23 protein-coding genes and 1 pseudogene are annotated in these 26,938 nt (G+C 64.3%); 13 read left to right on the top strand and 11 right to left on the bottom strand.

Translation table 11 applies throughout. The features are described 5' to 3' along the window. Window positions 1-96 precede the first annotated feature (96 nt). The 5 genes and pseudogenes from ASD58_RS03215 to cueR all read left to right on the top strand — a co-directional run. Window positions 97-1,680: a ShlB/FhaC/HecB family hemolysin secretion/activation protein gene (locus ASD58_RS03215; RefSeq protein ID WP_057259629.1), complete on the top strand. Its 1,584-nt coding sequence runs from the start codon at window positions 97-99 to the stop codon at window positions 1,678-1,680. Window positions 1,681-1,690: 10 nt separating this feature from the next. Then, the gene (locus ASD58_RS03210; RefSeq protein WP_057259628.1) at window positions 1,691-6,403 is read left to right on the top strand and encodes a filamentous hemagglutinin N-terminal domain-containing protein; all 4,713 of its coding nucleotides are present in this window, start codon (window positions 1,691-1,693) and stop codon (window positions 6,401-6,403) included. Further along, window positions 6,372-7,124: a FecR domain-containing protein gene (locus tag ASD58_RS03205; RefSeq protein ID WP_057259627.1), complete on the top strand. Its 753-nt coding sequence runs from the start codon at window positions 6,372-6,374 to the stop codon at window positions 7,122-7,124. The genes ASD58_RS03210 and ASD58_RS03205 overlap by 32 nt, the downstream gene beginning before the upstream one ends. A 69-nt stretch (window positions 7,125-7,193) precedes the next feature. Next, window positions 7,194-9,383 carry a cation-translocating P-type ATPase gene (locus ASD58_RS03200; protein WP_082565180.1) on the top strand — a complete coding sequence of 730 codons (2,190 nt, stop codon included), beginning with the start codon at window positions 7,194-7,196 and terminating at the stop codon, window positions 9,381-9,383. A 4-nt stretch (window positions 9,384-9,387) separates the two neighbouring features. Beyond that, window positions 9,388-9,771, top strand: a pseudogene (cueR, locus tag ASD58_RS03195) (Cu(I)-responsive transcriptional regulator); the annotation flags it as partial. Here the strand turns inward: cueR and ASD58_RS32060 are convergent. Next, window positions 9,769-10,515 carry a sulfite exporter TauE/SafE family protein gene (locus ASD58_RS32060; RefSeq protein ID WP_057259626.1) on the bottom strand — a complete coding sequence of 249 codons (747 nt, stop codon included), beginning with the start codon at window positions 10,513-10,515 and terminating at the stop codon, window positions 9,769-9,771. The pseudogene cueR and the gene ASD58_RS32060 overlap by 3 nt on opposite strands. 39 nt (window positions 10,516-10,554) lie before the next feature. Then, window positions 10,555-11,256, bottom strand: coding sequence for an FMN-dependent NADH-azoreductase (locus ASD58_RS03185; protein ID WP_057259625.1), 702 nt, complete (start codon window positions 11,254-11,256; stop codon window positions 10,555-10,557). A 109-nt stretch (window positions 11,257-11,365) separates the two neighbouring features. Between ASD58_RS03185 and ASD58_RS03180 the strand changes: the two genes are divergently transcribed. Both ASD58_RS03180 and ASD58_RS03175 read left to right on the top strand, forming a co-directional pair. Then, the gene (locus ASD58_RS03180) at window positions 11,366-12,244 is read left to right on the top strand and encodes a LysR substrate-binding domain-containing protein (protein WP_156401127.1); all 879 of its coding nucleotides are present in this window, start codon (window positions 11,366-11,368) and stop codon (window positions 12,242-12,244) included. Then, window positions 12,241-12,990, top strand: coding sequence for a glutathione S-transferase (locus ASD58_RS03175; RefSeq protein ID WP_057259623.1), 750 nt, complete (start codon window positions 12,241-12,243; stop codon window positions 12,988-12,990). Before ASD58_RS03180 ends, ASD58_RS03175 begins: the two co-directional genes overlap by 4 nt. On the opposite strand, the gene ASD58_RS03170 is transcribed toward ASD58_RS03175, so the two are convergent. Beyond that, window positions 12,971-13,174, bottom strand: coding sequence for a heavy-metal-associated domain-containing protein (locus tag ASD58_RS03170; protein WP_057259622.1), 204 nt, complete (start codon window positions 13,172-13,174; stop codon window positions 12,971-12,973). The two genes, ASD58_RS03175 and ASD58_RS03170, sit on opposite strands and share 20 nt — an antisense overlap. A 64-nt stretch (window positions 13,175-13,238) precedes the next feature. Here ASD58_RS03170 and ASD58_RS03165 point away from each other — a divergent pair, with 64 nt between their 5' ends. The 3 genes from ASD58_RS03165 to ASD58_RS03155 are packed head-to-tail and all read left to right on the top strand — an operon-like array spanning window position 13,239 to window position 15,308. Further along, complete coding sequence (locus ASD58_RS03165; protein WP_229209875.1) at window positions 13,239-14,024, top strand: DUF4349 domain-containing protein; 786 nt, start codon at window positions 13,239-13,241, stop codon at window positions 14,022-14,024. Then, window positions 14,021-14,887, top strand: a complete 867-nt coding sequence (locus ASD58_RS03160) for an ATP-grasp domain-containing protein (protein ID WP_057259620.1) — start codon at window positions 14,021-14,023, stop codon at window positions 14,885-14,887. The genes ASD58_RS03165 and ASD58_RS03160 overlap by 4 nt, the downstream gene beginning before the upstream one ends. A gap of 1 nt (window position 14,888) precedes the next feature. Continuing rightward, entirely contained in the window at window positions 14,889-15,308 is a 420-nt protein-coding gene (locus ASD58_RS03155) for a VOC family protein (protein ID WP_057259619.1), read from the top strand. Between the two features lie 73 nt (window positions 15,309-15,381). Here the strand turns inward: ASD58_RS03155 and ASD58_RS03150 are convergent, their stop codons facing one another. The 3 genes from ASD58_RS03150 to ASD58_RS03140 form a co-directional block, all read right to left on the bottom strand. Further along, window positions 15,382-17,160 carry a PhoH family protein gene (locus tag ASD58_RS03150; RefSeq protein ID WP_057259618.1) on the bottom strand — a complete coding sequence of 593 codons (1,779 nt, stop codon included), beginning with the start codon at window positions 17,158-17,160 and terminating at the stop codon, window positions 15,382-15,384. Window positions 17,161-17,397: 237 nt separating this feature from the next. After that, a complete protein-coding gene (locus tag ASD58_RS03145; RefSeq protein WP_057259617.1) occupies window positions 17,398-17,853 on the bottom strand; it encodes a peroxiredoxin in 456 nt (151 codons plus the stop codon). A gap of 24 nt (window positions 17,854-17,877) precedes the next feature. Further along, window positions 17,878-18,252, bottom strand: a complete 375-nt coding sequence (locus tag ASD58_RS03140; protein WP_057259616.1) for an Mth938-like domain-containing protein — start codon at window positions 18,250-18,252, stop codon at window positions 17,878-17,880. A 143-nt stretch (window positions 18,253-18,395) separates the two neighbouring features. Here ASD58_RS03140 and ASD58_RS03135 point away from each other — a divergent pair, with 143 nt between their 5' ends. The 3 genes from ASD58_RS03135 (at window position 18,396) to ASD58_RS03125 (ending at window position 22,299) form a co-directional block, all read left to right on the top strand. Continuing rightward, on the top strand, window positions 18,396-19,628 hold the full coding sequence (locus ASD58_RS03135) for a pyridoxal phosphate-dependent aminotransferase (protein ID WP_057259717.1): 1,233 nt from the start codon (window positions 18,396-18,398) through the stop codon (window positions 19,626-19,628). 22 nt (window positions 19,629-19,650) lie between these two features. After that, window positions 19,651-20,973 (top strand): homoserine dehydrogenase, encoded by a 1,323-nt coding sequence (locus ASD58_RS03130; RefSeq protein WP_057259615.1) that lies wholly within the window; start codon window positions 19,651-19,653, stop codon window positions 20,971-20,973. A 183-nt stretch (window positions 20,974-21,156) separates the two neighbouring features. Continuing rightward, window positions 21,157-22,299, top strand: coding sequence for a serine hydrolase (locus tag ASD58_RS03125; RefSeq protein ID WP_200951558.1), 1,143 nt, complete (start codon window positions 21,157-21,159; stop codon window positions 22,297-22,299). 25 nt (window positions 22,300-22,324) lie between these two features. On the opposite strand, the gene ASD58_RS03120 is transcribed toward ASD58_RS03125, so the two are convergent. The 5 genes from ASD58_RS03120 to ASD58_RS32610 all read right to left on the bottom strand — a co-directional run bounded on the left by ASD58_RS03120 (window position 22,325) and on the right by ASD58_RS32610 (window position 26,881). Further along, a complete protein-coding gene (locus tag ASD58_RS03120) occupies window positions 22,325-22,636 on the bottom strand; it encodes a BON domain-containing protein (protein WP_057259614.1) in 312 nt (103 codons plus the stop codon). A gap of 173 nt (window positions 22,637-22,809) precedes the next feature. Next, window positions 22,810-24,189, bottom strand: a complete 1,380-nt coding sequence (locus ASD58_RS03115) for a sigma 54-interacting transcriptional regulator (protein ID WP_057259613.1) — start codon at window positions 24,187-24,189, stop codon at window positions 22,810-22,812. Further along, complete coding sequence (locus tag ASD58_RS03110; RefSeq protein WP_082565177.1) at window positions 24,186-24,737, bottom strand: hypothetical protein; 552 nt, start codon at window positions 24,735-24,737, stop codon at window positions 24,186-24,188. The genes ASD58_RS03115 and ASD58_RS03110 overlap by 4 nt, the downstream gene beginning before the upstream one ends. Then, entirely contained in the window at window positions 24,727-26,148 is a 1,422-nt protein-coding gene (locus tag ASD58_RS03105) for a HAMP domain-containing sensor histidine kinase (RefSeq protein ID WP_057259612.1), read from the bottom strand. Before ASD58_RS03105 ends, ASD58_RS03110 begins: the two co-directional genes overlap by 11 nt. 85 nt (window positions 26,149-26,233) lie before the next feature. Then, window positions 26,234-26,881: an energy transducer TonB gene (locus ASD58_RS32610; RefSeq protein WP_304438508.1), complete on the bottom strand. Its 648-nt coding sequence runs from the start codon at window positions 26,879-26,881 to the stop codon at window positions 26,234-26,236. Between the last annotated feature and the right edge of the window lie 57 nt (window positions 26,882-26,938).

Genomic DNA, 26,938 nt, shown 5'->3' with positions numbered 1-26,938 from the left:
CCCTCCCGCGTCTCCCGAACACACTTGGCAATTGCAAGTCTCGAACGATGCGCCTGTGCGCTCGGCCGCGGCTGCTGTCCATTTCCTGCTCCTGATATGAAAAAAATCCAACGAAGCCTTGCGTTTCTTTCTGCTGCCACACTGGTCGCTGCGGCCCAGGCGGCCACCGACTCCGTGCCCGATCCCGGCATCGTGCGCTTCGACGTCGAGCGCTACGAGGTGCGGGGCAATACCTTGCTGCCGCCGGAGCAGGTGGCGCGGGTGCTGGCACCCTATACGGGCCGTGGACGCGACTTCGGTGACGTGCAGCAGGCGCTGGAAGCGCTGACGGCGGCCTACCAGGCGGCCGGCTACCGCCTGGTGGCCGTCACGCTGCCGGAACAGGAACTGGCGAGCGGTGCGGTGCGGCTGGAGGTGGTGCAGACCCGCATCGGGCTGGTCCAGGTGCGTGGCCAACGCCATGTGGACGAAGCCAATGTACGGCGTGCCTTGCCGCAGCTGCGCGCTGGCGAGGTGCCCAACCTGGAAGACATTTCGGCAGCGCTGAAGCTGGCCAATGAGCATCCCGCACGCCAGGTCACCATGAAGCTGCAAAGCGGGGGCCGCGAGGACGAGGTCGACGCGCTACTGGAGGTGGCCGATGAACGGCAGTGGAAAGCCATGCTCAATGCCGATAACAGCGGCACCGGGCAGACCGGGCGCACCCATATCGGCTTCGGGCTGCAGCACGCCAACCTGTTTGGCCTGGATCATCTGGCCAGCCTGCAGTACACCACTTCGGCCGAAGAGCCGGGGCGGGTCAAAGTGTACGGCCTGGGCTACCACATACCGCTCTACACGCTGGGCGACACGCTCGACTTTTACGCCAGTTACTCGAACATCGATTCCGGCACAGTGGCGGTGGGCGCCTTCAGCGTGGCGGTCAGTGGCCAGGGCACGGTATTCGGGGCGCGCTACAGCCATTATCTGGAGCGACATCCCGGCTATGAAGGGAAGCTGCTGTTCGGCGCCGAATCGAAGGCGTTCCGCAACAGCGTGCAGCTGCTGGGACAGGAGCTGGGCAACGATGTCACCGTGCGCCCGCTGAGCTTGGGCTACCTGGGGAGCTGGAGCTCGCCGCGCGGCGACAGCGGACTGTCACTGACGCTGCTGCGCAACCTGCCAGGTGGCAAGCGCGGCGGCCAGGACGACTTCAGCCGCGCGCGCGCCGGGGCGCCCGACGATTACACCATCCTGCGCGCAGGCGCCAGCATCAGCCGGCTTCTGCCCGGCGACTGGCAATGGCGCGCCATCGCCAACCTCCAGTACACCCCGGACGCGCTGGTGCCGGGCGAGCAGTTCGGCGTTGGCGGCGGCGCCTCGGTGCGTGGCTTGCCCGAGCGTGAACTTGCCAACGATAAAGGGGCGGGCCTCAACCTGGAGCTGTACACGCCATCGCTATGCGGCGAACGCTGGCAATGCCGCCTGCTGGCCTTCCATGACCGGGCCCATGTGCGGCGCAACGATGCGCTGCCGGGTGAACTGCGGACTGCCAGCGTAGCGAGTATCGGCCTGGGTGTACGGCTATTGCTGGGCAGCCAGGCCAACCTGCAACTCGATTACGGGCACGTGGTACAAGGCGGCCCGACCGGGCGCGACGGCAGCGGCAGAGTGCACCTGCGGCTCGGCCTTGCCTATTAAGGACACCGACATGGACTACAGCAAGCACAGCAAATTGCAGCGCAAGCTGCTTGGCCTGGCGATCGCGGCCTGCTTCGGCGGCGCGCAGGCCAATCCCGTGGCGCCCCAGGTGGCGGCCGGCCAGGCCAGTTTCAGCCAGCAGGGTAATGTCTTCACCGTGGCCAATACGCCCAACACCATCATCAATTGGCGCAGCTTTTCGGTCGGCGCCGACGAAGTCACGCGTTTCGTCCAACAGGGCGCCAGCAGCAAGGTGCTGAACCGGATCACCGGGCAGGATCCCAGCCGCATCCTGGGCAGCTTGCAGTCGAATGGCCAGGTCTACCTGCTTAACCCGAACGGCGTGCTGTTCGGGCAGGGCGCGCGCATCGACGTACAGGGCCTGGTGGCGTCCAGCCTGGCGTTGTCCGACGCCGACTTCCTGGCTGGGCGCCTGCATTTCAGCGGCGCAAGCGGCGCCGGCAAGGTGGCGCACCAGGGACAGCTCAACACTGGGCAAGGCGGCCTGGTCTACCTGGTCGCACCGCAGGTGGAGAACAGCGGCATCATCCATGCGCCCGGCGGCGCCGTGATGCTGGCGGCCGGCCATAGCGTGCAATTGGTGGATGGCGCCAACCCAGCCCTGCACGTCGTCGTGTCGGCGCCAGACGACCAGGCCCTGAACCTGGGGCAGGTGGTGGCGCAGGGCGGGCGCATCGGCATCTTCGGCGCGCTGGTCAAGCAGCGCGGCACTGCCAGTGCCGACAGCGCGGTGCGCGGTGCGCAAGGCCAGGTGCTGTTGCGCGCCAGCGGCCGCAGCATGCTGGAAGGCGGCAGCCGCACCACGGCGCGCGGTGGCGGCGAGGTCGCCGTGCTGGGGCCGCAGGTCGGCCTGATTGGCGATGCGCGGGTCGACGCCAGCGGCGAAGAGGGCGGCGGCAGCGTGCTGGTGGGCGGCGACTACCGCGGCGCCAACCCGCAGCTGCCCAATGCGCGCCAGGTATATGTCGGCAAGGACGTGGTGCTGGCGGCCGATGCCGGCAGCAGCGGCAAGGGCGGCAAGGTGATCGTCTGGGCCGACGAGATGGCCAGCGTGCAGGGCAGTATTTCGGCGCGCGGCGGGGCGCTGGGTGGCGACGGCGGCCAGGTGGAAACGTCGGCGCAGCGGTTGGAACTGGGCGGCTTGCGCGTCGATGCGGACGCGCCGCGGGGCAGGCGCGGCCAGTGGCTGCTCGACCCCTTCGATATCGAAGTGAAGCTGGCGCCGACCGTGCCGGCCACCCTGTACGATGTCGCCACCTTCTTCTCCGGGCCTAGCACCGGCGTCACGGAAATCGCCACCGCGCTGCTCAACGGTGCAAGCGCCGATGTCACCTTGCAGGCGCGGCACGACATCACCTTTGCCGACCCGGTCGCCATCGCCGCGCCGGGCGTGGGCTTGCTGGCCCAGGCCGGCAACCACATCATGGTCAAGGGCAAGCTGGCCACCAATGGCGGCATGCTGCGGCTGCAAGCCAATGATCCGGCATCCGGTGCCGCGACCGGCAGCGGGGCGGTGAAACTGACGGCCGGCATCGAGACCGGCATCGGCATCATCGAGCTGAGCGGAGCAGAAATCGAGGTGGGCGCGGGCGTCCTGCTGGCGGGACAGGAAATGCGCTGGAAGGCCGACAGCATGCGAATCGGCAGTGGCGCCCAGCTGCAGGCCGCCAACAGCGTATCGCTCAACCCGTATAGCGCCAGCACCGCCATCAAGCTGGGCCAGGTGGGCGACGGCACGCCCGGGGTGCTGAGCCTGGATGGCACGGAGCTTGCCTCCATCGCCACGCAAAACCTGAACATCGGCTTCTCCCAGCATGGCGGAGTGCTCAGCGTGGAAGGCATGCTGGACCTGTCAGCCAGCAATGCCGGCAACGCGATGTTGACCCTCGCCAGCAGCGCTATCGCGTTGAACGGGGCGCTGAAGCCGAGGTCCGGACTTTACCTGCAGACCGGCGGCGCCGTCAGTGGCAGCGGTTCGATCACCGCGCCGGTGTTGCTGATTAATGCCGGCTCGGTGGCGCTGAACGGCCCCAACCAGGTGATGGGGCTGGCAGCCTCGGCTTCCGGCGATATCAGTTTCAGCAATATCGGCAACCTGAACCTGACTTTTGGCAACGGCTTGGGTGGCGTGCAAACGCCCGGCAACGTGACCTTGAAGGCGAGCAGCCTGAACCAGGCCCCCGACATGCCGTTGCGCGCGGCCAGCCTGACGCTGGATGGCAGCGGCCAGGTCAACCTGGCCAGCGGCGGCAATCTGGTGGGTAGCCTGCGGGCCCAAGGCGTGGGCGAGCTGAACTATGTCGATAGCGGCACGCTCGAGGTGCTGGCGCTGAGCCAGTCCGATGCCCCCAATAGCGCCGGTTTCGGCAACCTGCATGTGCGGGCTAACGAGCTGGTGGTCAACGGCCCGGTCAACGGCAATGGCAAACCGCTCCAGCTGGAAGGCACTTCGCTGCGGCTGGCACCGACCGCCTCGGTCAGCGGCGGTCCCATGCTGCTACGTGCCACAAGCGGCAGCCTGGTCAGTGAAATCGGTTCCCAACTCAGCGGCGTCGATATCGGCCTGGAGGCCAATGCGATGAGCCTGGCGGGCCAGGCAAGTGCCGAGCACAGCATTCGCGTATCCAGCATAGGCGGGGCCGCCATCCGGGTAGGCGGTACGCCGACCAGCGAGAGCGGCGGACTGGTGCTGGGTAATGCCGACCTGGGCCGCCTGGCAGCGCCGAACCTGGTGATTGGCGGCTTCGTGTTCGACCCCAGCGGCAATCCCGTGTCCAGTGCCGGCAATATCACGGCGGACCAGTTGGACCTCAGCGGTTCTGCCGCGCTCGCTTCGCTGGTGTTGCAGACGGGCGGCAAGGTGGACCTGCTCGGAACGCTGAAGCTGCCCGCTGCTGCCGGCCTGGGGGCCGAGGCGGGCGGCACGCTGAGCAACAATGCCCTGGTCAGCGCGCAAAGCATCAAGTTGCGCGGCGGCTCCGTGGTCCTGAGCGGAGCGGCCGGCACCGGCATGGTGGCGGACATGATCGGAATCGACAGCGCGGGCTCCATCGAGCTTGGCGGCAGTGGCCCGACCGGCACGCCCACCACCTACCTGGGCGGCAGCGGCCTGGCGACGCTGGCCACGCCGCGCCTGTTCATCACGGCCGCCAACGGCATGAAGGTGGCAGGCGCGCTCAACATGCCGGGCCGGGAGCTGGAACTGGAAGCGCGCGCGGGCCTGCTGCAGGTGGCGGCGCCGCTGCAAGCCGATATCGTGCACCTGAATGCGGACGCCATGGACTTCACAGCCGACGTGACGGCCAAGCTGGCCTCGCTGACACCGGCCACGGCCGGGCATAGCATCACGATCGGCGCCGCCTGCGGCACGGCTTGCCTGTCGTTGACCCAGTTGAACAGGATTGCCGCCGCAACGGTCGGCATCGGCAACCGCGATGACGGCAGCGGCGAACCCACGCCCGGCACCAAACCCGGCACGAATGCGGGCAGTACCGATACTGGCACCAGTACCAGCTTTGGCGCGGGAGCCATCCACATCGGCGGCGCGGCCAACCTGAACCCGCTGACCACGCGGCTGGGCCTGCTCACTACCGCTGGCATCACGCAAGATGCCGCCAATGCGGCCGCGGCGCTGAAGGTGCAGGAGCTGGGCATTGATGCCGGCGGCAATGTGCAGCTGGACCACAGCGGCAACCAGGTGGCGCATATCGCGGCCGCGGTCGGCTCCGGCAACCTCGATTTTCGCAGCGGCCAGGCGCTTTCCGTGGTGCGGCTGCAAGGGGGAAATTCCGCCACGGGCAGCGGCTACGATCTCAACGGCATCCAGGTTGCGGGCACCGTCACGCTGCGCTCGGATGGCGCGCTGGCGACCGACGGCGCGGCCATCAAGGCCAACAAGCTGGTGGCGCGCGCGGGCGCGAATATCGGCAGCGCTGCGGCGGCGCTGCAGACCTTCGTGTCCGAGCTGGATGCCGAAAGCACGGCGACCAGCGGCAGCGCGCCTATCGTCATCAGCAACAATGCCGGGGTGCCGGCGCCGCTCACGGTGCTGCAGCTGAAGCTGGCCCCGGGCAATGGCGGTGCGATCGCGCTCGATAATTACGGCGCCACCACGCTGGCTCCCGGCGCTCTGGTGAACAGCGATAGCGGCGATATCCGCCTGAGCGCGCACAGCCCGCTCAGCATTTACGGCAGTGTGTTGTCCACCTCGGGTAACATCTCGCTGGAAGCGGGCAACAGCGGCAGCGGCGGCGACAATTTGCTGATCGCCAGCGGCGCGCTGGTGAAAAGCAGCCAGGGCAATGTCAGCCTGCTGGCGGGATCCCAGGTCAGCTACGCTGCGGGCAGCGTGCAGGCGCCCGGCGGCAGTATTGGCGTCAATGGTGAAATCGTGAATCCGCCGACCACGCCGCCAACTTCGATCGACCAGTGCCAGCTGGATCCGACCTTGCCAGGCTGCCAACTGGTGCTGCCGCCAACGGAAGCGCAGCCCAGCAATCCGGTGCAGGCCGCCGTCAACCAGACCATCCAGCTGATCAACAACACCAGCAGCGGCGACACGGCTGGCCAGGCGTCCGTGGCCAGCTCACCGGACGAAGGCAAAGACAAGGCGAAGAAAGACGACAAGAGCGACAAACTATCCCAGGAAAAATCCAGCGGAGCGAAACAGCATGAAGCCCCTGCAAAAATGTACTGCAACTAAGCTGGCCGGCCGTGGCCTGGTGCTGGCGCTGCTGTGGCTGACTGCCGCGCTGGCGCTGGCGGCCCCGGTGGCGGGCACGGTGGTCCAGTTGAGCGGGCCGCTGATGGCGCGCAAGGCCGACGGCACGGCGAAAGTCCTGTCCGTCAAGTCCGAGGTCGAGAATGGCGATACGCTGGTGACCGAGAAAACTACCTATGCCCTGGTGCGCTTTATCGATAATAGCGAAATCACCCTGCGGCCCGGCAGCACGCTGACCATTGAGAATTTCAGCTTTGACAGCGGCAAGCAGGAGGCGGACCGGGCCCAGTTCAACCTGGTCAAGGGCGGCTTGCGCGCGGTGTCGGGCCTGCTGGGCAAGCGCAGCAGGGAAAAGTTCGAGCTGAAGACGCCGGCGGCCACCATTGGCATCCGCGGGACCCTGTTTGTGGCTGAAATCGTGGGGCCTGCCAGCAAGTTGCCGGCGGCCGGAGCCGTGCGCGCGCCGGGCCTCTACGTGCAGGTCCTGGACGGCATGATCCATCTCAGCAATGGAGGCGGCAGCCTTTCCTTCAATGCCGGCCAGTTCGGTTTTACGCCGGGAACGACAATGCCACCTATCGTATTGCCGCAGAACCCAGGCATGCAATTTGCCCCGCCGCCTGTCTTCAACACCCCGGCGCAAGGCGGCAAGCCAACGGCCGATGCCCGCTCACCAAAGGCGGTCGACTGCGAAGTCAGGTAAAAAAGCGCTTGACCTTCCCATCATGGGATACTTGATACTGGCCGCCAGAGCATAGGCGAGGAGTATCCCATGAGTCAGTTCCAGCAAACCGTCCGTATTGAAGGCATGAGTTGCGCATCCTGCGTGCGCCGCGTCGAAAAGGCGTTGGCGACCGTGCCGGGTGTGGCACATGCCGCCGTCAACCTGGCCACCGAGACTGCAAGGGTCGATTCCGATGCGCCGGTGGCCTTTGCCGCCCTGCAGCAGGCGATCGGCAAGGCGGGCTATGCCGCCAGCGAGCTGGCAGCGCCGGCAGCCGACTCCGCGCCGCGCATTCCCGAAGGGCTGGCCGTAATCCTGTCCGCCGCGTTGTCGCTGCCGCTGGTGGTGCCGATGGTGGCCGAGTGGTTCGGCGTGCACCTGATGATGCCGGCGTGGCTGCAATGGCTGCTGGCGACGCCGGTGCAGTTCGTGTTCGGGGCGCGTTTCTATCGTGCCGGCTGGAAGGCGCTGAAAGCGCGCGCCGGCAATATGGATTTGCTGGTGGCGCTGGGCACTTCGGCAGCGTATGGCTTGAGCGTCTACCTGGCGCTGGCGCCGTCGCAAGGCATGGCGCACCTGTATTTCGAGGCATCGGCGGTGGTGCTGACCTTGGTCTTGCTGGGCAAATGGCTGGAGGCGCGCGCCAAGCGGCAGACTGCTTCCGCCATCCGCGCGCTGCAGGATTTGCGGCCAGTGACTGCACGTGTACGGCGCGAGGGCGAGCCGGATGCCGACCTGCCGATCGACCAGGTGCAGGTGGGCGACATCGTGGTGGTCCGCGCCGGCGAACGGGTGGCCGTGGATGGCGAAGTGGTGGATGGCGCCAGCCACGTCGACGAGTCGCTGATCACCGGCGAGAGCCTGCCGGTTGCCAAGCATGTGGGCGATCGCGTGACCGGTGGTGCGATCAATGGCGAAGGCTTGCTGCTGGTGCGCACCAGCGCCACCGGGGCCGAGACCATGCTGTCGCGCATCATCCGCCTGGTGGAAGACGCGCAGTCGGCCAAGGCGCCGGTGCAGAAGCTGGTCGATAACGTGGCGGCCGTGTTTGTGCCGGTGGTGCTGGTGATTGCGGCGCTGACGCTTGCCGGCTGGTGGCTGGCGAGCGGCGACGTGGAACAGGCAGTGATCAATGCAGTGGTCGTGATGGTAATTGCCTGCCCATGTGCGCTGGGCCTTGCCACGCCCGCTGCGATCATGGCTGGCACCGGTGTCGCGGCGCGGCACGGGATCTTGATCAAGGATGCCGAAGCGCTGGAAATGGCGCGCCAGGTCGATACGGTGGTGTTCGACAAAACGGGCACGCTCACGCAAGGCAAGCCGGTGCTGGCGCAATTGCTGCCGCACGGTGTGCCGGCCGCGCGCGCGCTGCAACTTGCGGCAGCCATCCAGCGCGGCAGCGAGCACTCGCTGGCCCGGGCGGTGCTGGATGCGGAAGCCGCCGCCGGCGTCGCGGCGGCTGGCGCATCGGTGCCGCTGGCCGCGAGTGCCGTGACGACGCTGGCAGGCCGTGGCCTGGCGGCGACGGTCGATGGCCTGCAACTGTTGCTGGGCAGCGGGCGCCTGATGGCGGAGCGTGGCGTGGCCCTGGCGCCCCTGCAGCAATGCGCCTCTGAACTGGAAGCCTCCGGCCACACGATTTCCTGGCTGGCCGACGCCGGCAGCATGCAGTCGCTTGGCTTGCTGGCCTTCGCCGACCAGCCCAAGCAGCATGCCCGCGCTGCGGTCGAACGCCTGCACGCCCGCGGCATCGCCACCGTCATGCTGACCGGCGACAACCAGGGCAGCGCGCAAGCGGTGGCGCAGGCACTGGGTATCGGCAGCGTGGAGGCCAACCTGCTGCCGGCGGATAAGACCACCGTCATCGCCAGGCTGAAGGCCGAGGGCAAGCGCGTCGCCATGGTCGGCGATGGCATCAACGATGCGCCGGCGCTGGCGGCGGCGCATGTGGGCATTGCCATGGCCACCGGCACCGACGTGGCGATGAATGCAGCGGGCATCACGCTGATGCGCGGCGAGCCGCTGCTGGTGGCCGATGCGATCGACATCTCGCACCGCACCTTCAGCAAGATCCGCCAGAACCTGTTCTGGGCCTTCATCTACAATGTGGCAGGGATTCCGCTGGCGGCGCTGGGCATGCTGAATCCTCTGCTGGCAGGCGCTGCGATGGCGTTCAGTTCGGTCAGCGTGATCAGCAACGCCTTGCTGCTGCGCCGCTGGCAGCCTTCGAAGGAGTAAAGCAATGAATATCGGACAAGCCGCTGCCGCATCCGGCGTCAGCGCCAAAATGATCCGCTACTACGAAAGCATTGGCCTGGTGCGCGAAACCGCGCGCACCGACAGCGGCTATCGCATCTACGGCGAGAACGACCTGCACACGCTGCGCTTCATCAAGCGTGCCCGCAACCTGGGCTTCTCGCTGGAGCAGATCGGCGACCTGTTGTCGCTATGGCAGGATACCGGCCGCGCCAGTTCGGATGTGAAGACGATCGCGATGAGCCATGTCGATGAGCTGAACCAGCGCATCGTGGAATTGACCGAGATGCGCGACACGCTGGCCAGCCTGGCGAAAACCTGCCACGGCGACGACCGTCCGGATTGTCCGATCCTGCAATCGCTGGGCTCAGCGCAGGAACATGTACACGGTGAGCACTGCGCCCACGAGCACCACAAAGATGCGCATCAGTTGCGGGGGCAGGCGATAGATCAGCCACGAACCCAGAAGACCACCCGCAATCCCCCCCGCGCATAAGGCCAGGGCGGCGGCCCAGCTGATCATGCCGGAGAAAGCGAAGATCAGGGTGGCGGAGGCGTTCATCGCCATGGCCAGCATGTTCTTGGTGGCCGTTGCGGCGCGGATTTGCTGGCCGGCGATGGTCAGCGCGGCCAGCATCAGGAAGCCGATGCCGCCGCCGAAGTAGCCGCCGTAGATCGAAATGCAGGACTGGACCACGGCCAGCATCCACTTCGGCATGCTGGAAGCGGCCTGCATCGGCTGGCGGCGGAAGGCGCCCCAGGCGAACATGGTGGTGGCGAACAGCACCAGCCAGGGCACCAGCCTGGCGAAGAAAGTCGGGGGCGTAATCCACAGCAGGATGGCGCCGAAAATGCCGCCAATAATGCTGATCGTGAAAAGCTGCGGGAAAGTCAGGCCGCTGACGCCCTCAGCGAACTTGCGTCCGGCGACCGCAGAAGTGGCCTGGCTGGGGAACATGGCGACCGTGGAAGTCATGTTCGCAGCAACGGGATTGAGCCCGGCCAGCAGCAGGGCAGGGAAGGTAATGAAGGAACCGCCGCCGGCCAACGCATTCTGCGTGCCGGCGAAAAGTCCTGCTGCGGCGAGCAGTAAGATGGTGTGGAGTTCGGGCATCAGGCCATTATAGCCAAGCTGCCCGAGTCTTGCCGGCGCTCAGGCGGCGCGGCGGCCGGCCGTGGTGCGCGCGACGGAGATGGCCTCCGCGAGGCGGTCGGTGGCGCTTTCGGCATCGTCGATGGAGCGCAGCAGCCGCTCGTCGCCGAATTCGTCATACTCGATGGCAGCGCCGCTGGCCTCGGTCACGCCGAGGTAGCGGAAGACGCTGCGCACCGAGCCTTCGACATGGTTGATGCCTTCCAGGCGCTGGCCCGGGCCGTAGCCGAAGTCCCCGCGCGAGGACAGGATCACGAGCTGCTTGCCGGCGCCGGCCAGCAATGGCCAGTACGGCTCGCCGGTGCGCGAACGGTCGAAGCCGAATGTGCGCCCGACACGCACGATGTTATCCAGCCAGGCCTTGAACTGCGCTGGCGGGCCAAAGTTATACATCGGCACGCCGGCAACGATGATATCGGCCGCCAGCAGTTCATCGATCAGCGCATCGCTTTGTGCCAACGCTTCCTTCATCCACGGCTCGCGCGCGGCAGGCGGGGTAAACGCGGCATGCACCCAGGCGCCGGACACCGGCGACGGCGGCTCCGCGCCAACATCGCGATAGATGACTTCTGTTGCGCTATCGAGCTGCCGGTAGCGCTCGATGAAGCGTGCAGTCAGGCGGCGCGTATGCGAGCCATGCGGCTGCGCGCCGGAGCGCCCCGGCCGGGCGCTCGAATCAATCTGCAGGATAGTGGTGGTCATGGGTTTCTCCGTCTGGTTGCAATGGCCATACTGTGCGCGCACCGGCAGGCTCTGACAAACGATCAATTCTCAGCGGATGGATGAACTGAATTCATGTATAGTCAACAACATGAAACGCCGCCTCCCATCCCTGTCCGCCCTGCGCAGCTTCGAAGCAGCCGCGCGGTTGCAAAGCTTCAAGCGCGCAGCCGAGGAGCTGTCGGTCAGCGCCACCTCGATCAGCCATCAGGTGCGTGCGCTGGAGGAGGCGCTGGAAGTGCCGCTATTCCTGCGCAAGACCCGCGCCGTCGAGCTGACCCCGGAAGGCCGCATCCTGCTGCAGGCAACCGGCAACGGCCTCGATGCCATCGCTGCCGGCGTCGAACGGCTGCGGCGCGAGCAGCGCCGCACAGTCACCTTGTCCACCACACCGTCCTTCGCCGCGCGCTGGCTGGTGCCGCGGCTGGCGTCCTTCAACGCCGCCCATCCCGGCATTGCCCTCAATCTCCAGGCCAGCAACCAGCCGGTCGACCTGGCCGGTGGTGCGGCGGACCTGGCAGTGCGTGGCGGTGGCGGCAACTTCGCAGGCCTGCACGCACAACGGCTGATGCAGGCTGGCTTTGCGCCGGTCGCAAGTCCGCGCCTGAAGCTGCGCAAGGCGAGCGACGTGGCGCGGCATCCGCTGATCCATTTTGACTGGCAGCGCGGCTTCAAGGGTGCGTTGACCTGGGAAAAATGGGCGAAGGCGGCAGGCGTGGCGCTCGATGTCACCACCGGCGCTCGTTTTTCGGAAGAGTCGCATGCGGTGCAGGCGGCAATTGCAGGGCAGGGCGTGGTGCTGACCGCCTTGCCGCTGGTGCGCGAAGAGATCGGCATGGGACTGCTGGAAGCGCCGGTTGGCCCGGTGCTCGGCGGATTCGATTTTTATGTTGTACGGCCGGAGGGCGACAATCCGCGCGAAGAAGTGCGCGCTGTCGAGGACTGGCTGCTGGCACAGGAGGTGCAATGATGGAGCCTTACAAGCTTTACTACTGGCCGACGATTCAGGGCCGGGGAGAATTCGTGCGGCTGGCGCTCGAGGAGGCAGATGTGCCTTACGTTGATGTGGCGCGCGGCAAGGGCGGCTTGAAAGCGATGACCGAGCTGATCGCCGGCGGCAGCGACCCGCGCGCGTCGTTCGCCCCGCCAATTCTGCAGGCCGGCGAACTGATGATCGGGCAGACCGCCAATATCCTGATGTTCCTTGGCGCCAGGCATAAGCTGGCGCCGCGTTCTGAAGCGGGGCGGTTGTGGTGCAACCAGCTGCAATTGACCATTGCCGACATCGTCGGCGAAGCACATGACACGCACCATCCGATTTCGGTCAATATGTACTACGAGGAGCAGGCGCGTGAATCGAAGGCGCGGGCGCGCGACTTCGCGACCGAACGCATTCCGAAATACCTGGACTATTTCGAGAGCGTGCTGCGGGCCAACCAGTCGCGCGGCGGCTGGACCGTCGGTTCGCGGCTCACCTATGTCGACCTCTCGCTGTTCCAGCTGCTGGATGGCTTGCGCTATGGCTTCCCGAAAGCAATGGCCGCCTACGAAGGCCGCTGGCCCGGCCTGCAGCGGATGGCAGGCCGCGTGGCGGCACGTCCAAGGATCGCCGCCTACCTGGCTTCAAAGCGCCGCCTCGCCAATAACGAGGACGACGTGTTCCGGCATTACCCGGAACTGGAGCAGGGCGTGCGGCTCAGGCCGACGCGCGAGTGACCGGGTAGCCGGCGTCCACGATGGCAGCCTTGATCGGCTCCAGCGCAGCAGTCGAGTTGACCTTGACGTGCCGGCCCTTCAGGTCTACCTCGACAAAGGCTGCCGGGTCAACGGCGTGCACGGCTTGGGTTACCGCAGAGACGCAATGGCCGCAAGTCATGTTTTCTACAGTCAGTTCATACATTTGGAGTTCCTTTCGTCATATGGGTAAACGTACTTTAATCCTTCCCACCATTGTAAAGTCAAGCGTGCTGGCGCTGCTTTTGCTGCAGGGCTGTTCCGCCAAGTATGCCCCGCAGCCAGGATCGGCAGCGGCGGTGGCTGAGGCGCGCATGGCAGAACCGGGAGCGCAGGAAGCCAACGCGCAACGCGGCAAATATCTGGCCTATGAACATTCGGTCACCGTCGATTCGCCGGAAGGCGGCGTCAAGCCGCTTCTCGACAAGCTGGTCGCAGCGTGCCAGGCCGACGTGGCGAACCAGTGCACCTTGTTGGCATCGGGAGTGGAAGGCGGCCGTGAATCGAGTGCCCATATCCGCGTCCGGGTCAAGCGCCCAGGCATCGAAGCGCTGATCTCGCTGGCCGCAACGGGTGGTGAGCTGGCGTCCCGTAACACGTCCGCGGAAGATCTCGAAGGCCCGATCCGCGACAATGCCAAGCGCCTCGACATGCTGCGCTCCTATCGTGAGAAGCTGCTGGCGCTGGAGAGCAAGGCTGGCAATAACGCTGAAGCCCTGATCAAGCTGTCGCAGGAACTGGCGACGGTGCAAAGCGAACTGGAATCCGCAACCGGCGTCGAAGCGCGCCTGATGGAGCGGGTCAATATGGACCTGCTGAACATCTCGATCCAGCCCCGCACCCAACGCGGCTTCTGGTCGCCGGTCAAACGCTCGCTGGGCGACTTCGGCAGCAACCTGTCGGAAGGCATCGCCACTGCAATCACCGGCACAGCCTACCTCCTGCCATGGGCACTGATCCTGTTCCTACTTGGCCTGGTGCTGCGCAAGGTTTGGCGAAGGGTCCGCAAGCAATGATCGGCAAGATCAAATGGCTGGTGCAGAAAGAGGGCTTTTCGATGGCAAACCGGGAGGATGCGATCGCGGCCCTGGAACGGTTCGGATTTGCCTATGCAGGTTTCGGCATCCTGCCGTCGTCGGCCAAGGTCCTGAATCTTGAACATATCCTGGCGGATCCGGATGAAAAGTTCATCGTGCGCGGCGGCACCCGGCTGCACACCCTGTTGAAAGCTGCCACGGACCTTGCCGAGTTGGCAGGGCAGGTTTCCGCCGACCAGGCGAGGCACGGAGCGCGATACCTGGAGCAACTCCGGAAAGGGGTCTTTTACGATGAGCAGAAATTCGACCAGGCTTACTACGCCGGGCTAGGCCTGCCGTTGTTGAACAGCGATGCAACGATGTATCCGATCGCGGGCAATTTGACGCTGGCATTCGAGCGCGACAAGTTCATCAAGCCAAGCAAGGACGAAAAAGCTTTTGATGCGGGGATTCTGGCCGCCGGCGAGACGATTGAAGCGTTCATCGCCAGGCAGCCGCAGGCCCGCAACTGGCACGATGAAACGGCTGTCGTCGCTTCGTGCAAGGCGATCATCGCGGAGTATCGCTTTTTCGTGGTGCAGGGCGAGGTCGTGACGGGTTCGATGTACCGCTTTGCGGGAAAGGCGAACTTCAATGCGAATATTCCCGGCGCGATTCTCGCTGCTGCAAACGAATTCGCACAGATGTACCATCCCCACGCCGTGTTCACGATGGACCTGGCGGAGACCCCGGACGGGATCCGCATCATCGAATACAACTGCTGGAACGCATCGCGCCTGTACGCGGCAGATGTTGGCAGGATTTTTCACGCGGTGCAGGATTTCGTAGAAAGGCGAGCCTGACATGAAACAAACCATCGTCCATATTGCCCTGGTCGTGCGCGACTATGACGAGGCGATCGATTTCTACGTCGACACGCTTGGCTTTGAACTGCTGGATGACAGCTACCAGCCGGAGCAGGACAAGCGCTGGGTGGTGGTGGCGCCGCCAGGCGGCAGCGGCACCACAATCCTGCTGGCGCGCGCCTCCAGGCCGGAGCAGGACGCCTTTGTCGGCAACCAGGCCGGCGGCAGGGTGTTCCTGTTCCTGAACACGGATGATTTCTGGCGCGACTTCGAGCGCCTGAAAGCGAAAGGCGTGCGGATCGTGCGCGAACCCAAGCAGCAGGACTACGGCATGGTTGCCGTGTTCGCTGACCTGTATGGCAACCTGTGGGACTTGCTGCAACTGAATCCCGACCACCCGATAGCACGCCGGGCATGATCGGCAGCTGGCGGCCGCCAACAAAAAAAAGCCCCGCACGAGGCGGGGCTTGAGGCTGCTGATCGGTATGTAATCACAACACGTCGCTGGCGTGGTCCGCCAGGCGGGAACGTTCGCCGCGTGCCAGTGTTACGTGGCCGCTGTGCGCCCAGCCCTTGAAGCGGTCGACCACGTAGGTCAGGCCGGACGAGCCTTCGGTCAGGTAAGGCGTGTCGATCTGCGCGATATTACCCAGGCACAGGATCTTGGTGCCAGGGCCGGCGCGCGTCACCAGGGTCTTCATCTGTTTCGGCGTCAGGTTCTGCGCTTCGTCGATGATGAGGAACTTGTTGACGAAGGTGCGGCCGCGCATGAAGTTCAGCGACTTGATCTTGATGCGCGAGCGGATCAGGTCCTGCGTCGCCGCACGGCCCCATTCGCCGCCTTCGCCGTCGGACTTGTTCAGCACTTCCAGGTTGTCGTCGAAGGCGCCCATCCAAGGCCCCATCTTCTCTTCCTCGGTACCCGGCAGGAAGCCGATATCTTCGCCCACCGGCACCGTGACGCGGGTGACGATGATCTCGTTATACAGCTTGGTCTCCAGCACCTGCGCCAGGCCGGCGGCCAGCGCAAGCAGGGTCTTGCCGGTACCGGCCTGGCCCAGCAGGGTGATAAAGTCGCACTCAGGGTTCATCAACAGGTTCAGCGCGAAGTTCTGCTCGCGGTTGCGGGCAGTCACGCCCCACACGCTGTTCTTGTTGTGCGAGTAGTCGCGCAGGGTTTGCAGCACGGCGGTCTTGCCGTTGATCTGCTTCACTTGCGCGTAGAACGGCGACTCGCCGTTGTTCGGCTCCAGGAACACGAACTGGTTCACCAGCAGGGAAGGGATTAAGGGGCCGGTCACGCGGTAGAAGGTACTTGACTGGCCGTGCTTGTTCTCCTGCCAGGACTCCATGTCCTTGCCATGCTTGTTCCAGAAGTCGTCCGGCAGCTGGACGATGCCCGAGTACAGCAGGTCGGTGTCTTCCAGCACATGGTCGTTGAAGTAGTCTTCCGCCGGCAGGCCCAGGGCGCGCGCCTTGATGCGCATATTGATGTCTTTCGACACCAGTACCACGGCGCGGCCAGGCTGCTCCGCTTCCAGCGAACGCACCACGGCCAGGATCTGGTTGTCGGCCTTGCCTTGCGGCAGGCCTTCCGGCAGGTCGGCTACCTGCACCTTGGTCTGGAAGTACAGGTGGCCCTTGGCATCCTTGTTACCCAGCTTGTTCAGCGGGATGCCGGTTTCCATATCGTCGTCGTCGGTGTTGCTGATCAGGGCATCGAGGGTACGCGATACCTGGCGCGCATTGCGGGCGACTTCGGTCATGCCCTTCTTGTGGTTGTCCAATTCTTCCAGCGTCATCATCGGCAGGAAGACATCGTGTTCCTCAAAGCGGAACAACGACGACGGGTCGTGCATCAGCACATTGGTGTCGAGCACGAACAGCTTGGCGTTGCCCAAGACGTCGGCCTTGCGGCTGATGGCGGACTTGAGCACCACTTCGTGGGCCTTGTGCTTGGCCGGGTGCGGTGCGTCGGCCTTGATCGGTGTGACCTTGGCGCGGGCTTGCGGCGCGGCCTTGGTGCGCGGTGGCGCCGGCACGTCGTCCGGCAGCTTGACGGCCTTCAGTGCAGGCGTCTTCTTGGCTGCGGTCTTTTTGGCAACTGGTTCTTTCACTGCTTTGGCAGCAGTCTTGGGCGCCGCTTTCTTCGGCGCGGGTGCTGCCTTTTCTTCAGTAGGGAAGGGAACCGGATTTGCTCCGCTAGCCTTCGGGTAGTCTTTAGCCAGCAGCAGGGTCGCTGGCTTGCTAGGCAGTTTTGGCAGTGGCATCAGGATCTCAATCTAAAAAAGATGCGCCCACGCGAGGGCGAAAGCCCGGCATGGACGTACTGTGGGGTGAATCGGAAAAACTAAAGGATGCCTGGCGGGCGTCTGCGTCGCCCGAAAGCCGGTGGGCAAGCCACCGGGGACAGTGGGTGGAAGGACTTACTCGACTCAAAATCTGGCTGACACGTTCAAATGTAAAGCTCCCGTTGAGCTAACACATTCGCAGCGAGGGCCTTGCCATCAGCCCAGGTTTGCCACGAATTCCAGCACTTCATCGACGTGACCTGGTACTTTCACGCCTCTCCATTCTTTCACCAATCGGCCTTTTGCGTCAATCACAAACGTGCTGCGTTCAACGCCGCGTACATCTTTACCGTACATTTTTTTCATCTTCATGACATTGAAGGCCAGGCACACCGCTTCGTCCGGATCGGAGATCAGTTCGAACGGCAGGCCCAGTTTCGCCTTGAAGTTCTCGTGCGAGCGCAGCGAGTCGCGGCTGATGCCATAAATTTCAGCACCAGCGGCGGTGAACTGCTCGTGCAGGTCGCGGAAGGCCATGTTCTCGGTGGTGCAGCCCGGAGTGTTGTCCTTGGGGTAGAAGAACAGCACCGTCGATTTGGCGGGGCGGCCCGCAAGCTGGAAGGTCTGGCCGCTGGTCATGGCGGCGCTGAAGTCGGGGATGGTTTGGCTCATGCGCGTTTAGTTGGGGGCAAAGTGCTATTTTTCAATGATCAATGCCAGCAGGGCTTTGCGGCCTTCGCCCATCAGGATGTTGTAGGTGCGGCAGGCGGCATTGGTGTCCATGCATTCAACGCCGATCTGCTTGCCCGTCAGCGGCGCGGCCAGGCGCGGATGGACGAAACGTTGGCGCTCGCCGGTGCCGAGGATGACCACATCCGGCTGTTCGGCCAGCAGTTGTTCGAAATGTTCGACTGTCAGTTCTTCGAACTTTGCCACTGGCCAGGGGCGCGGGGCGCTTTCCGGCAGCACCAGCAGGCTGTAGTCGAAAGGTTTGCCATTGATCTCGACGCCACCTTCGAAGTAGCCGGAAACGGTCTGGTATTGGCCAGTGGTAGAGGAATGGAGCTTCATAAGGAAAACGTACTAAGCGCTATATTTAAATACAATAGAGATCTTATTGTAACGTTTTGCGCATATCGATGGTTGATTAAACCAATTTAATTCGGCAGAATGGGTCTTTTCGCAATGCAGCATTTATACCTAAGGGATTGATTTTGCGTCCGGTTCAGAAATCCAACAAGCTTAACGAGATTTGTTACGAGATCCGCGGCCCTGTGCCGGAGAAGGCCCGACTGATGGAAGAAGAGGGCCACAAGATCATCAAGCTGAACATCGGCAATATGCAGCCGTTCGGCTTCGATCCGCCTGACGAAATTGTCCACGACATGATCGTCAACCTGCCGAATGCGGCCGGTTATACCGATTCCAAGGGCCTGTTCGCGCCGCGCAAGGCGGTGATGCACTATACCCAGCAGAAGAAGGTTGCCAACGTCACCATGGACGACATCTACCTGGGCAATGGCGCTTCGGAACTGATCGTGATGTCCATGAACGCGCTGCTGAACAACGGCGACGAAGTACTGGTGCCGGCGCCGGATTATCCGCTGTGGACCGCCGCGGTCAGCCTGTCCGGCGGCAAGCCGGTGCATTATGTCTGCGACGAGCAGCAGGACTGGTTCCCGGACATCGACGACATGCGCAGGAAGATCACGCCCAACACCAAGGCGATCGTGGTCATCAACCCGAACAACCCGACCGGCGCGCTATACCCTGACCAAGTGCTGCTGCAGATTATCGAACTGGCGCGCCAGCACCAGCTGATCATCTACGCCGACGAAATCTACGACAAGGTGCTGTACGACGGCGTTACCCACACCTCGATTGCCGCGCTGTGCGACGACGTGTTCTGCGTGACCTTCAACGGCCTGTCCAAGAGCTACCGCTCCTGCGGCTACCGCGCCGGCTGGATGGTGCTGTCGGGCGAAAACAAGAAATATGCGAAGGATTACATCTGGGGCCTGAACATGCTGGCTTCGATGCGCCTTTGCGCCAACGCGCCGGGGCAGTTTGCGATCCAGACTGCGCTCGGCGGCTACCAGAGCATCAACGACCTGGTGGCGCCCGGCGGGCGCCTGCTCAAGCAACGCGACCTGGCATACAAGCTGCTGTCCGAGATTCCGGGCGTCAGCGTGGTCAAGCCAAAAGCTGCACTGTATATGTTCCCCCGCCTCGATCCGAAGATCTACCCGATCGCGGACGACCAGCAATTCGCCTACGAACTGCTGGAAGAAACCAAAGTTCTTATCGTGCAGGGCACGGGCTTCAACTGGCATAGCCCGGACCACTTCCGTGTGGTGTTCCTGCCGAATTCGGATGACATGGAAGATGCATTCGGCCGTATCGCGCGCTTCATGGAAGGCTATCGAAAGCGGCACGGGCACAGCTAACAAAAACCAGGGGATTTGAAAGATGAAATCGATTAAAGTAGGTTTGCTGGGCGTCGGCAATGTAGGCGCCGGCACGTTCAGCGTATTGCGACGCAACCAGGAAGAGATCCGCCGCCGCGCCGGACGCGGCATCGAGATCGTGGCCGTATCGGCCCGCAACCTGGAGCGCGCAAAAGAGCGCACCGAGGGCCAGTGCAAAGTAGTGGCAGACCCGTTTGCGATCGTCAACGATCCGGAAATCGATATCGTCGTGGAGCTGATTGGCGGTTATGACACCGCCAAGGAACTGGTGATGCAGGCCATCGCCAATGGCAAGCACGTGGTCACCGCCAACAAGGCGCTGCTGGCCATGCATGGCACCGAGATTTTTGCCGCAGCCCAGGCCAAGGGCGTGATGGTGGCCTTCGAGGCGGCTGTTGCGGGCGGCATCCCGATCATCAAGGCGCTGCGTGAAGGCCTGACCGCCAACCGTATCGAGTGGATCGCCGGCATCATCAACGGCACCACCAACTTCATCCTGTCCGAGATGCGCGACAAGGGCCTGGACTTCGCCACCGTGCTGAAGGAAGCGCAGCGCCTGGGATATGCCGAAGCCGATCCGACCTTCGATATCGAAGGCGTGGATGCAGCGCACAAGGCCACTATCCTGTCCGCGATCGCCTTCGGCATTCCGGTGCAGTTCGACAAGGCCCACATCGAGGGCATCACCAAGCTGCAGGCGATCGATATCAAGTATGCCGAGCAACTGGGCTACCGCATCAAGCTGCTGGGCATCGCGCGCCGCGCCAAGGTCAATGGCGGCGAAGGCATCGAACTGCGCGTGCACCCGACCCTGATCCCGGCCAAGCGCCTGATCGCCAATGTGGAAGGGGCGATGAATGCGGTGCTGGTGCAGGGCGACGCGATTGGCGCCACCATGTATTACGGCAAAGGCGCCGGCCCCGAGCCGACCGCTTCGGCCGTGATTGCGGACCTGGTCGACATCACCCGCCTGGCGACGGCCGATCCCGAGCACCGCGTGCCGCACCTGGCCTTCCAGCCGAACGCGATGACCGACATCAAGATCCTGCCGATGTCCGAGATCACCACCAGCTACTACCTGCGCATGACGGTGGCCGACCGTCCGGGCGTGCTGGCGGAACTGACCCGCATCCTGGCCGACGCCACCATCTCGATCGACGCGATGATGCAGAAGGAGCCGGCAGAGGGCGAAACCCACACCGACATCATCCTGCTGACGCACCAGACGCAGGAGAAATACGTGGTCGCCGCCATCGAGAAAATCGAGAAGCTGACCAGCGTGGTGGGCAACGTCACCAAGATCCGCCTGGAAAATCTCGCCTGATATCCGCGGATATCGGAACTCAAGTGGCCCCGCTGGGGCCATTTTCTTTACCCCGTCAAAACAGGGCCGTCATCGAGTTTTGATATAATTGTTTCTAATTAGAACACATCATTGCTTAAATTGAACTGGTTTCGCATTCTTTGTTTGGCCGGCATCGCATTCTTTCTGGCCGGATGCGGCACCTTGTCCGACTCCCAGCTGGACCCCGATTCCAGCGCCGCCCGGCATCTCGCGCTGAGCGGCGATATCGGTGCCGAGGTGGCTGGCCTGGCGCAGCCGATGATCGACTCCGGAGAAACCACCGGCATGGTGGTGGGCGTTCTCACGCCCGATGGACAACAGCAGTTCTTCGGCTTCGGGACCACGCACCCGGAAGGCGGGCATCGTCCCGATGGCGATACCCTGTTCGCCGTTGGCTCGCTCAGCAAAGGCTTCCTGGCAGCGACAACGTCGGTGCTGGTGCAAGAGGGCGCGCTGCATTGGGACGATACGCTTGAAACCCTGTTGCCTGCGGATGTGCAGCTCAGCGCGGACGCGAAGCGCATCACGCTGCGCCAGCTGGTAACGCATACCGCGGGCCTGCCGCGCCAGCCGATGACCGAGCGTACCTTGCTCTATTTCCTCGAATACCTGTTCACCGGCAAGAGCTTCTACCGTCACTTCGACCGGCCGTATTTGCTGGAATACCTGTCGACCTTCACCAAGCACAATGGCGGCGTGCCGCAGTATTCGAATATCGGCTACGGCGTGCTCGGTTATGTGCTGGAGCTGAAAACCGGGAAGAAGGTCGACGCGCTGGTGCACGAGAAAGTGCTTGATCCGCTGCGGCTGCAAAGCACGGGCTACGTGCCGCAGAAACTGCCCGGCTATGAACAACGCGCCCTGGGTCACGCGGGCGATCAGCCCAAATTCATCCGGCGCGGGACCCTGGTCCCCGACTGGCAGTTCACCGACATCATGAGCGGCTCGGCGGCGGTTTATTCCAGCGCGCGCGACCTGCTGGCTTACGCGAATGCGCACCTGGCTTCGACCGGTGACGGCGTACTGGACGCCGGCCTGCGCGAAACGCTGAAAGTCCAGTACGAACGCAAGACCGAAGCCGCGGCAAGCGCCTGGTTCGTCGACGAAATCGATGGCCACAGGATCGCCCACCAGATCGGGCTGGTGGCCGGGTATACCGCCTACATCGGCATCGATGCCGAAACCGGCAGCGCCGTGGTGGTGCTGCAAAATAACTTCAACTGGACCGACAGGATTGGGCACCGCCTGCTGTTGCGGATGGCAGAAGCCCAGAAAAAAAGCGGGCGACACTGGGTCGCCCGATAAGGGAGGTACTACTGCAGCAAAGGCATTATTTGCCGGCGACAGTCAGCTCACTCTTCACTTCCTTCACTCCCGCCACGGCGGATGCCGTCTGGATCGCTTTAGTGCCGGCGTCGGAGTTCGGCACGGTGCCGCTCAGGACCACGACGCCCTGGTTGGCCGATACCGTGATCTCTTTCTGGTCCGCGAGGGCGGCCTTGACCTTTGCCAGCAGCGAGGAATCGGCGGTGGCGACAGCGGCACCGGCCATGGCGCCTTCTTGCTGCGCATGGGCGGACAGCGAGGCGAGGGCGAATGCTGCGGCGGCGAACAGGCCTGCGATCAGTTTGGAATCCTTCATGGTCTATCTCTCCATTTTCAAGTTGGCAGTCAACGCAGATGCGTTGTCTTGGCTATTGCAAGGCGCGTGCCATGTAGAGAAATCAATGACTTAGCTGTGCGGCAACATCAAGTTTGTCGCCGCACGGCGACAGGGTTCGGGCGCTGATGCGCAAGGCCTTGATTTGACGGGCTTTATGCCTGTCGCCCCTCGGCGACAGGGTCGTTGCGGAACTGGGCGGCGTTCAATTCGTGCTTTTGCAGCAGGCGATAGAACTCGGTGCGGTTGCGTTCAGCCAGGCGCGCCGCATCGGCCACGTTGCCGTCGGTGAGCTTGAGCAGCTGCACCAGGTAGTTGCGCTCGAAGCGCTGCTTGGCTTCCGTGTAGCTGAGCACTTCCAGCGAGGGCACGCGCAGCGCGCGCTGCACCAGCGATAGCGGCACCAGCGGCGCGGTGGCCAGGGCGCAGGCGTGTTCCACCACGTTGTAAAGCTGGCGCACATTGCCGGGCCACGATGCGCGCGACAGCGCTTCCAACGCTTCGGGAGCAAAGCCGTTGACGGTCTTGCCGTATTTGTCGGCCAGCATCTGCAGGAAGCGGGTGGCCAGCAGGCCGATGTCTTCGCGCCGCTCCGCCAGCGAGGGCAGGGTGAGGGTGATGACGTTCAGGCGGTAGTACAGGTCTTCCCGGAACTGGCCTTCCAGCATGGCCGCCTCCAGGTCGCGGTGGGTGGCGGACAGCACGCGCACATTGACCGGGCGGCCGATGTCGGAGCCGACCTGGCGCACCACGCGCTCCTGCAGCACGCGCAGCAGCTTTACTTGCAACAGCAGCGGCATGTCGCCGATCTCGTCGAGGAACAGGGTGCCGCCATCGGCCGCCTGCAGCAGGCCTTCGCGGCTGGCGATGGCGCCGGTGAAGGCGCCTTTCACATGGCCGAACAGTTCGGACTCCAGCAATTGCTCGGGAATGGCGCCGCAATTGACTGCGATGAAGGGCGCGGCAGCACGGCGGCTGGCGCGGTGGATGGCGCGCGCCAGTAATTCCTTGCCGGTGCCGCTTTCGCCGCGTATCAACACACTGGCGTCCGAAGCGGCGACCAATTGCGCTTCATGCAGCACTTCTTCCATGGCGCGGCTGCGGCTGATGATGTCGGCGCGCCAGGTGCCGCTGCCGGCGTCGGGCGCGGCGTCCGGCGCGGCCACGCTCAAGGCCTGGCCAATGCGGTCCAGCAGCACCTTGGCGTCGAAGGGCTTGGTCAGGTAGGCGTAGGCGCCGAGGGAGGTGGCTTCCACCGCGTCGGGAATGGTGCCGTGTGCGGTGAGCAGGATGACCGGCAGGGCGGGGTGCTGGCTGCGGATCTGCTGGAACAGGGACATGCCGTCGCGCTCGGGCAGGCGCACGTCGCTGATCACCAGCGAGGGCAGGGCGATCGACAGGTTGGCCAGCGCGGCTTCGGCGCTGCCGACTGCGGTGACCTGGTAGCCGTTGGCGCTCAGGCGCATCGAAAGCAGGCGCAGCAGGTCGGCGTCGTCGTCGACCAGCAGCAGGCGTGGGGAAATAGGTGCATTCATTTACTGGCTCTCGCAGGCAGGCCGCGCTCGATTTCTTTCAGCGCTTCCAGGGTTTCATTCAATTGCTCGTTTTTGCGCTGATTGTCTTTTAACTGCGCGCGCAGGCGGTCGCCGTCGTCGACCAGGCGGCGCGTGTCGGCGCATTGGGCGGACAGCAGTTGCGCCAGTTGCCGCAAGCCTTGCGCTTCCGGCTCCGGCGCGGTGGCGACAACGTCGAATTGCGCCTGCGCCTTGGCCAGGTCGCCGCTGCCGCGCGTGAGCGACAGCACCATGGCCGACTGCACCAGCACCTTCGGGGTTTTCTGCTGCTGCGTCAGGCCGCTCAGTTCTTTCAGCAACTCGCCTTGCGTCATGCGGCGCAGCGACTGGTGGTAGGCCAGCAGCGGCGCCACCTCGTCCTGCGGCGCGAACAGCAGGGTCAGGGGTGCGGGTGCGGGCGGCGGCGGCAGGGGCGGCAGCGCTGGCGTGATGGGCTCTCGTTGCGCGCAGGCGGCCAACAGCAGCGGTAGCAGCACGATCGGCAGCAAAGGCAGGGCTTTAATATTCATAGGGAAGTTCGATCCGGAAGTGGGCGCCGGTGCCGGCCGGCAGCAATTGCAGCGAGCCGCCGTGGGCGCTGATGTACTCAAGTACGATGGACAGGCCGACGCCGTTGCCGCGCCGCGCGCCAGGCGGCTGGCGCATCCCCTGGTAGAAAGGTTCAAAAATTAGGGCTGCATCTTCCGGCGCCACGCCCGGGCCCTGGTCGATGCAATCGATGGCCAGCGTGCCGGCCTGCTCGCCAATGATGAAGCGCACCGTGCCGCCTTCGGGGCTATAGCGCACGGCGTTGGTCAGCAGGTTGCTGGTGGCGATGGCCAGCTTGCCCGGATCGGCGGCAATCGGCGGGGCGCTGCCTTCCACTGCCACGTCAAGGCGGCGCGCTTGCCATTGCAGGCGTTGTGCGTCGACCGTGTCGCGCAGCAGGGCGGCGATATCGGTAGGCTGGCGCTGCAGGTGCTGGGCGGCAAAGGTGGCGGTGTTATAGCGCAGCAGGTCTTCGATCTGGTTCTGCAGCGAGGCGGTGTTCTGGCGCAGGATGCCGGCCACTTCGCGCTGGTTCGGCGTCAGCGTGCCGGCTACTTCATCTTCCAGCAGGGCCACGCCTTCCACCAGGGCGGCCAGCGGCGTTTTCAGTTCGTGCGAGATATGGCGCAGGAAGCGCGACTTGTCGGCTTCCAGGCTGGCCAGGCGCTGGCGCAGCCAGTTCAGTTGCTGGCCGAGGCGGCGCAAGTCGTCGGGACCTTCGACTTCAATCGGCTGGTCGTAGCGGTTGCCGCCCAGGCGGTCGATGGCGCCCTCGATCTGCGCCAGCGGGCGCGACAACCACATGCCGCAGCCGACCGCCAGCGCAGCGGCCAGGCTGATGGAGGCGAACAGTTGTCCGCCCAATACGCTGCGGCGGTGTTCCAGCCCAAGCAGGATGCGCTGGTTGCGCTGGTCCACTTCGCGCTTGACTTCGTCCGCCAGTTCTTCGTTGATCGGGGACAGGCCGGCCAGCGCGGTGTTCAGCATGCGCTGGCGCTGCGCGCGTTTGGTGTTCGGCGCCTGCAGTGCGTGCCAGGCTTGCTCGCCCTGGTCGCGCCAGGCGGCGAAACTGGCTTTGGGCACGGAGGGCAGGCCGGCCGACAGCGCGGACAGCGCATCTTCCCCATCGCGCCAGGCGGCGGCGTAGCGGTCGCGGAAGGCCGGGTCGTCCAGCACCAGGAACTGGCGCGCGCTGCGCTCCATGGCCACGCTGCGTTCGGCCAGGCGTTGCACGTTCGCCGTCAGCACGACGGCGTGCTGGCCGACTTCGCGGCTTTCAGCAGCCAGCCGGTCCAGCGTGAACAGGGCCTGGATCGAGGTCGCGCTGAGCAGCAGGGCAATCAGCAGGAAGACGCCAAGTAGTAATTGGCGGAAAGAAAGCTTGATGAACATAGAGCATGCGCCGGCAACCACAAGGTTAACCGGCGCATGATAGGGGAATTCGCTTTACTGCCGCGCTCTGTTGCTCACCCCTTGCTTACTCGTCCAGGCGCCACGCGTATTGCATGCGGGCCCACGATTCCTGCGCCACGCCGTCGATGGTGCCGGGCTTGAAGGCGCACAGCGAGAGGCCTTGCAGCGCAGCGCGGTCCAGGTCGCGGAAGCCGCTGGTGCGTTCGATCTTGGCGCTGGCCACATGGCCGTCTTTGCCGATCAGGAAGGCCAGGGTGACCGTGCCTTCGTCGCCGTTGCGCAAGGCGCCTGCCGGGTAGCTGGGCTTGGCGCAGTTGGCCGCATCGATCACTGCCGCGACGTTCACTGGATCGTGGCGTACCGGTTCAACGCTGCCACCGCCGCTGCCGCCACCGCCGCCTCCTGGTTCGCTGTGGCCACCTGTGTTGTCTGGCGGGGAGGTCGTGATCGGGTGCTCGCTGATCTCGGTCTTGATGCCTTCCGGCTGGGGCGGCGTGATGATCGGCGGCGTTTTTTCAGGAATCTGGAACTCTTCGGTGTGCCGTGGTTCCTGATCCTTTTGCTCCAGCGGCGGTACGTCAACAATCAATACCGGCTCGGGCCGGGTGATGAGGATCGTGGAATGCTTCAGCGCGATGCCGGCGGCAACAAGGTGCAAGACGGCGACGAAGGCCAGGCCAGAATAGTTCTTGCGGGAGGTGTCGAAGTTCATGGAAATGCTCCTTTCTTCTTGTTGGTAGGCTGAATTGCCAGTCCATGGCAAGATATT

Origin of the sequence: Duganella sp. Root1480D1, assembly GCF_001427305.1 — a bacterium.
Classification (GTDB): Bacteria; Pseudomonadota; Gammaproteobacteria; order Burkholderiales; family Burkholderiaceae_D; genus Rugamonas.
Note: the sequence above shows the minus strand (reverse complement) of the source record. Positions and strands in the feature narration are given on the sequence as shown.